Annotated in this window: 6 protein-coding genes; 2 read left to right on the top strand and 4 right to left on the bottom strand. The window is 73.2% G+C overall.

Annotated elements, in window-relative coordinates; translation table 11 throughout:
• Positions 1-176: 176 nt before the first annotated feature.
• Complete coding sequence (locus ACFV4F_RS25705; RefSeq protein WP_380505737.1) at positions 177-488, bottom strand: hypothetical protein; 312 nt, start codon at positions 486-488, stop codon at positions 177-179.
• 127 nt (positions 489-615) lie between these two features.
• Positions 616-1,584 carry a helix-turn-helix transcriptional regulator gene (locus tag ACFV4F_RS25700; protein ID WP_380505734.1) on the bottom strand — a complete coding sequence of 323 codons (969 nt, stop codon included), beginning with the start codon at positions 1,582-1,584 and terminating at the stop codon, positions 616-618.
• Between the two features lie 329 nt (positions 1,585-1,913).
• On the opposite strand from ACFV4F_RS25700, the gene ACFV4F_RS25695 reads away from it, so the two are divergent.
• The gene (locus ACFV4F_RS25695; protein ID WP_380505731.1) at positions 1,914-2,783 is read left to right on the top strand and encodes a hypothetical protein; all 870 of its coding nucleotides are present in this window, start codon (positions 1,914-1,916) and stop codon (positions 2,781-2,783) included.
• 81 nt (positions 2,784-2,864) lie between these two features.
• Here ACFV4F_RS25695 and ACFV4F_RS25690 read toward each other — a convergent pair whose 3' ends face one another.
• Both ACFV4F_RS25690 and ACFV4F_RS25685 read right to left on the bottom strand, forming a co-directional pair.
• Positions 2,865-3,626 (bottom strand): polysaccharide deacetylase family protein, encoded by a 762-nt coding sequence (locus ACFV4F_RS25690; protein WP_380505728.1) that lies wholly within the window; start codon positions 3,624-3,626, stop codon positions 2,865-2,867.
• Between the two features lie 11 nt (positions 3,627-3,637).
• The gene (locus tag ACFV4F_RS25685) at positions 3,638-5,533 is read right to left on the bottom strand and encodes a glycosyltransferase (protein ID WP_380505725.1); all 1,896 of its coding nucleotides are present in this window, start codon (positions 5,531-5,533) and stop codon (positions 3,638-3,640) included.
• Positions 5,534-6,042: 509 nt separating this feature from the next.
• On the opposite strand from ACFV4F_RS25685, the gene ACFV4F_RS25680 reads away from it, so the two are divergent.
• Positions 6,043-6,687: a hypothetical protein gene (locus ACFV4F_RS25680; protein WP_380447238.1), complete on the top strand. Its 645-nt coding sequence runs from the start codon at positions 6,043-6,045 to the stop codon at positions 6,685-6,687.
• Positions 6,688-6,773: the final 86 nt, after the last annotated feature.

Raw genomic sequence — 6,773 nt, 5'->3', positions numbered from 1 at the left:
ACCAGCGACACACCTCCGAGCGGCGCGGGTGTGGGGGGGAGGGGGGTGGGTGTGGGTGTGGTCGGTGTTGGCACCAACCACCCCCATCCGCCAATATCCGCGTGCGCCGGTGGCAAACGAGGCTCCCGTTCGATCTCCGCGTGCGAGCACTGACGCGCCAGCGGGGTGCGGCCGGGTCAGACGGCGGAAAGGTGCAGCTTGAACGGCGAACCGTTGGAGCCGGGCGTCCAGCCGTTCGACCGCGCGGCCCGGATGCCCGCGGCGACCTCGCGCGGCAGGACGAGTTCGGCCGGCACCAGGCTCGGTGCGAGAAGGGACGGCCGGCCGGTCTCGACGACGAGCGTCGTGCCGGGCCGGGCCGCGTCCTCCACCATGTAGGCCAGGGTGCTGACGTCGAAGTCGCAGCACCAGTGCTTCCTGCTCAGTCGCCAGAAGTACTCGACGCCGTCGACGACGATGCGACGGGACCCCTTCTTCACCAGTGCCATTGCTCGCCCTTCGGCCTTCGACTGCTTGTGCACGTCTGCCGCCAGTCTCTCCGTACGGCACGCGCGTGTCACCGGATTTGCCGCGGTCCTCCGGCGTCGTCGCTCGGCCTCCGCCGGGGGTGGCGCGTCAGATCCAGTTCCGGTCACGGGCCACCAGGGCCGCCTGGAACCGGTTCGATGCTCCCAGGCGGCGCATCAGCGCCGCGACATGGCCGCGGTAGGCGCGCAGCGACATGCCGAGTTCGCGTGCTCCGGCCTCGTCCTTGTCGACGCGGGCCATGGCCTGGAGGACCTGTCGTTCGGTCTCGCCCGGCAGTTGCTCCTCGACCCGGCAGGACTGTGACCAGCGGCGTTCGAACAGGGCCAGCAGGTTCGCCAGCAGGCCGGGCTGGCGGATCACGAGGGCGCCGCGGGTGATGTCGTGCGGGTCGACCGCCACCACGGCCGTCTGCCGGTCGAAGATGACGATCCGTTCCAGCGGACCCGCCGTGCCCCGTACGTCGGCGCCCTGCTCCGCCAGTTCCCTCGCGAGGAGGCCGACCTCCGGGCGGTCGAGCGCGCTGGTGTGGAGGATGGTCCGCATCCGCAGGCCGCGTCGCAGGCACTTGAGGTCCGAGCTCCGGACCGAGTCGAGGGCAGCGGTGATGATCGGTCCGGGGTGGGTGGTCAGCCGCTCCTCGCGGGTGAAGAAGGACAACTCGTCGATGCACGCGACCACTTGGTCGATTCCCTCGACGCGTTGCAGGTCGAAGGCCGGACCCCGTTGCCCCTGCCGCTGGTCGTCCAGCAGGACGTCCACCACGTGGCGCGAGGAGACGACCTGCCGGATCTCGCTCTGGAGCCCGTGGACGCGGCGCCGTGCCAGCCGTTCGACCACGGCCCTCGGATCGTTGCCGCTGAAGGTGCCACGGCCGGGCATCTCCCTGACCATGCCCAGGTCCCGCAGCCGGGCGACGGCGGCACCGGCGACATCCTGGTCCATCCCGCAGCCGAGCCGGATCGCGGCGAATCCGATTCCGGGGGAGCGCAGGAGCAGTCGGTAGACCGCTTCCTCCTGGGCGTTCACGCCCAGCGCCGCAAGCGCGTTGCCGTTCATCGGACTCCCGGGAACTCGTCGGACCGGAACGGCGGTCCAGGCCGGGCGTCGCCGTCGAGAACAGATCCTGCAAGGGGGGACCCGGGGCGCCCAAGGGGCCTCGGTCCATCGTGGCCGGGACCAATGTCACGTGCGGTGCAGGAACCTGCATGCGGGTTCTGCAGCAAGTGCGGCAGCCGTGCGGATCGATTCCCGTTCGTATGCCAATAGATTCGTTCCGGCCTTCAAGGGAGTGGAGGCACGGGGACTCATCAGTACCGCACTATTCAGAAGGTTCTTTCGTGCGCCATACGTATCTTCGTCACATTCCGGGGCTCGCCGCCCTCGGCATGGCCGCCGGCATTCCGCTCGTCGCCGCGGGCCCGGCCCAGGCCGCCGAGGCGCCCGCGTGCAAGCCGCTCGCAGTCGAGTACTCCGTCAACGGGGGCAAGACCTGGACCAGGGGCAGCCGGATGAACGAGCCGCACGGCGTCATCGAGGTCCGACTCGTCGGGAAGCCCGACGCCGGCTGCGTCTACAAGGTCTCGCTGGCCTCCTACGACTCCGAGGGCCCGACGTGGTCCTCGTCGGGCAAGCAGGCCTTCCTCGGTTGGGCGACCGCCGCACTGTCCGCCGACAGTCCCCGGGCGTCCCTGGACGTATCGGCCCACCTGCCGAAATGCTTCGGCCAACTCGACCTGTACCGCGGTGACCGGAAGTTCGACGGTGTCGACAATCCCTTGCCGAACTACCCTGAGGGCGTCATCTACGGGGACCTGATCTCCGCTTGGAACGGCGGCCATTCCTGCAAGCCCGAGCCGACCGCTTCACCGACAGCCACTTCCACGGCAACAGCGAGCCCGACCGCGACGGCCACGGCGACACCAAGTCCGACCGCCAGCACGACGGTCGCGCCGAGCCCGACGGCCACGGCCACGGTTGCGCCGAGCCCGAGCGCCACCGTGACAGGTACGCCGAGCCCGGGCCCGAGCGTCACGGCCACGGTTGCGCCGAGCCCGAGCGCCACCGCGACGGCCACGTCGAGTGCTGCGCCGACCGGCGCGGGCTCGCCATCGGCCTCCATCGTGCCGGACGGGAGCCTGGCCCAAACCGGCGGCGACGGCAGCCGGATGCTTGCCTACGGCGTGGGCGGTGCCGCCCTGCTCAGCGTCGGTGCAGGCGTGTTCGTGGCCGCCCGCCGCCGGACGGCCCGCCGCTGACGGAGTACCGGTGACGGAGTACCGGTGAACGGCCTGACCCGGCGGGCCGGCAGCTTCCGCCGGCCCGCCGGGGCTGCCCGTTCAGGCGGCTTCCGTGCCGGGGGTCGGCCGGCCCGGGGTGTTCGGGAGGCCGTGGTCGCGCAGTGGGCCGACCTGCCAGCCCTTGGCGGCGCAGTGGTCGAGGAGGGTGGGCAGGGCGCCGAGGGCGGACTGCCAGGCGGCGGGGGCGGAGGTGCAGTCGGAGTCGTGCAGGAGGATCGTGCCGCCGCCGTGCAGGTCGGCGGTGACCGTGCGGTGCACCGAGTCGGCGGTGGCGCGGCTCGTCCAGTCCTCGCCCCAGCTCGTCCACAGCACGGGGGTGAGCCCGAGCCTGCGTGCGGACAGGTGGGCGGTGGCGGTCATGACGCCGTACGGGGGCCGGAACCACTGCGGTGCCCGGCCGGTGAGGTCGGCGATCGTGTCGCGGGCGCGGCGCAGGTCCTGGTACGTGGCGCGGGGGCCGCGCAGCAGCAGCGGGCGGTGGGCCCAGCCGTGCACGGCGATCTCGTGGCCGGCGTCGGCGATCTCCCGCACCAGGCCCGGGGACTTGTCGGCCATCGAGCCGAGGAGGAAGAACGTGGCCTGCACGTCGTATCTCTGAAGGATCGTCAGGAAGTGCGGCGTGGAGAACGGGTCCGGGCCGTCGTCGAAGGTGAGGGCGACGTGGTCGGGTCGGCCGGTCCCGGCGAGGCGGGGCATCAGGCGGTTGCGCAGCGGTCCGAAGGTGGAGATGACGGGGGCCGCCTGGACGGCGGTGAGCGCGGCTGCGGCGGTGCCGATGCGCAGGAGCGTGCGGGGCTTCATCGAGTACGGCCTCAGGAAAGGGTGGTGAGCGCGCCGAGGCGCGGGAGCCGGTGGGGGGTGGTGGCCAGGCGGTGCAGGGTGGCGGAGAGGTCCGCCGGGTGGGCGTCGCCGCATTCGACCAGGACGACCTGGCCGGGCCGCACGGCGGGAGTGGTGGAAGTGCCGCAGGCGATCCGGGCGTCGGGGACCACCACGTGCTCGTGGTGGTAGGCGGCCAGGCCGAGGTCGAGGGCGTCCAGGTCGGTGCCGGAGAGGAAGAACCTGGCGGCCGCGCCGGTGGCCGCGCGCAGGGCGGTGGCACCGGCTTCGACGGAGTCGCGGCGGGTGACGATCCCGGTCGCGTACGGCGGGCCGTAGCCGGCGTTGACCACGGTGAGTCCGGCGCTCGCGAGGCGGCGCACCTCGCCGGGGTCGGCGGCGGCCTCGGCCGCGTCGATGGAGACGGCTGCCTTCTCGGCCACCAGGGTGCGCAGTGTCGCGTCGTCGAGGCGACCGCTGTGCGGCGGGTGGACGACGAGGTAGGCCCGGCCGGTGTGGTCGGGGTCGACGGTGTCGAATCCCCCGTAGGCGACGGCGAGTTGGGTGCCGCCGGTGGCCAGCCAGGCGGTCGCGGCGAGAGCTGCGGCCGCGATGCCGAGCTTGCGGACGGGGCGGCGCGGCGCGGGTGCGGTCGCCCGGCCCGGATGACGCCGCTGCGCCGGGATCGCCGGGATCGCGGGGGAGGTCGTGGTGGCGCCGGACCGCTCGGCGGCGTACTGCTCGGCGACGGCCGCGATGGCGTTCGCGGGGCCGGTCGCCTCGCGGTGCAGGGCCAGCCCGGCCTCGCGGTACCGGCGCCGGGTGATGCCATCGACCATGGCGGCGAGGACGGGCTTGAGGTCGGCCGGGTCCTCGATCCAGGGGGCGAGGCCGGCCTCGTCCAGGGCGGCGGCGTTGGTCTGGCCGTGGCCGGGTATGCAGCGGTAGCTGACGGCCGGCAGGCCGCAGGCGAACGCCTCCAGGGAGGTCAGGCCGCCGGCGTTCTGCACCAGCACGTCGCAGGCGTGCATCAGGCCGGGCATGTCGTCGACCCAGCCGAAGGCGTGCTCGATGCCGTCCGCCCGCAGCCGCGCCGCCAGGGGGCCGTTCTTCCCGCACACCACGACCGGAACGGCCGCGCCGGTGTCACGGATCTCGGCCGCCACCTTCGCCACCTCGCCGACTCCCCAGGAGCCGGCCACCAGCAGCGCCAGCGGCGCGTCCGCCGGGAGGCCGAACCGGGCCCGGGCGGCGCTGCGCTGGGCGTCGGTGGCCGGGGTGAACCGGGGATCGACCACCGGGCCGGCGACCACCACCCGCTCGGCGCCGTGCTCGCGGGCCTGCCCGGCCGGGACGGGATGCGCCGCCAGGTGCAGATCGGCACCGGGAGCCACCCACAGGGGATGCACGGAGAAGTCCGTCAGATAGACGGCGGCGGGCACCGCGAGGCGTCCCCGGCGGCGCAGGGTGCCGAGCACCTGCCCGGCGAGCGGGTACGTCGCCACCACCGCGAGGGTGTCCGGCGGCAGCCGGCGCAGGAGTCGCCGGTGGCTGCTGCGCTGCATCAGCCGGATCATGAGGCCCGGACGCCCGGCGTTCTCGGTGGCCGAGTAGATCCGTTGGTAGGCGGAGGGGGCGATGGTCAGCAGCAGCCGGTAGCTGTCCGAGACCAGTCGCCCGAAGCCGGCGGGTATCAGGTCCAGGAAGTCGTGGCGGTCGACCGAGAAGCCCAAATGAGAGAGCCGAAGGGCGAGTTGGGCCGCAGCCCCGTCGTGCCCTGCGCCCACGCTCGCGGAGACGATCACGACGCGCCCGGTGGTGGAACCGGGCGGGCAGGAGGGGGCGGCGTGGTGCGCCGGTGCCTCCCGGAGGTCTGGGGGTTGCGACACGGTCGGCCGATCTTCTCGCGATGGCGGGGTAGGGGGCGGGGCGGCCTCCGGCGCCTGGTGCCGCCGTCGGGGCTTGCGGGAACTGTGCGTCGGGATGGAGCGCGGCGGGTGCTCGGCAGGCCGACGAGTGCGGCGCGGCCGGGCCCGTGCCGCGCGGCGGCGGCGCACGGAACGCCGACGCCCACGGGCCGTCCCGGACCGGCCGGGCGGCGGTGGCCGTCGTTCAACCGGCGCTCACTCTACAGCTTTTGGCCCGACTGTCTACAGGGCTGTAGAAGCTTGTCGGGTACCTGCTGGACGCTTGTCGAGTACCTGCTCGCCCGCTGTCCGCCCGCTGTCCGCCCGCCCGCCGCCTGCCCGACGCGCGCCCGCCGCCTGCCCCCCCGCCCGCCCGCCCGTGGAATCCCGCTCGGCGGCAGTGCTTGCCCTGGTGATCGACCGATGTGCCATGATCCCGTGATTCACACGAGGCCGGGGACCACGCGGCCCGGCACGGTAACGGGGGATTCATGACGATTCATCGACTGACGAAGCAGGTCGCGGCGCTCGGCATCGCGATCACGGCACTCGCGGGTTGCAGCAGTGGTCCGATCGGTGCCGCGCCGGGAGGCTCAGTACCGCACCCGACAACGCTCGTCGCCGTCTCCCCGAGCCCGTCGCCCTTCCCGTCCCCCACGGGGCCGGCGATCCACGGTGACACGATCAAGGCCCAGGTCGTCAGTGTCGGGACCAGCGCCGCACTCCCCGGAGTCGCGGCCCCTGCGGGGAAGACCGCCCTGCTGGTGCGGCTCAAGGTCACCTCGGACCCCGAGGGCCGTACCGCCAGGTCGCCCATGTTCATGGCCTGGGCCATCAGGTACCCCGCCTGCGAGAGCATCCCCGGGACGGGCTGCTGGAACGTCGACGGGGAGTCGCACTTCCTGACCGAGGCCGATGCCCGCGCCGGACACACCTTCGGCGCGGTGTGGCCGGGACGCCCCCTCGAAGCCGACACGGCCTACTTCGCATACATCTGGAAGTTCGTGCCCGAGGGCGACGACCTGCACGAGGCCAAGCTGTGCACCTTCGCCGGGACCGGGGAGTGCATCCCCCTCGGCCCGGTCACGGCGCTGGCCCCGCAGGACGTCCGCTCCCTCGACCTCGCCCAGTACTGACGGTCTCCACGAGAAGGCGGCGGATCGTCGGCGGTGAGACGGCGAACACCGCTGCGCCCCGCCCCCCTCCTCCTGCGGTCCCCTGT

The sequence above is a fragment of the Kitasatospora sp. NPDC059722 genome, from assembly GCF_042733235.1.
Classification (GTDB): Bacteria; Actinomycetota; Actinomycetes; order Streptomycetales; family Streptomycetaceae; genus Kitasatospora.
This window is presented reverse-complemented; position numbering and strand designations above follow the sequence as displayed.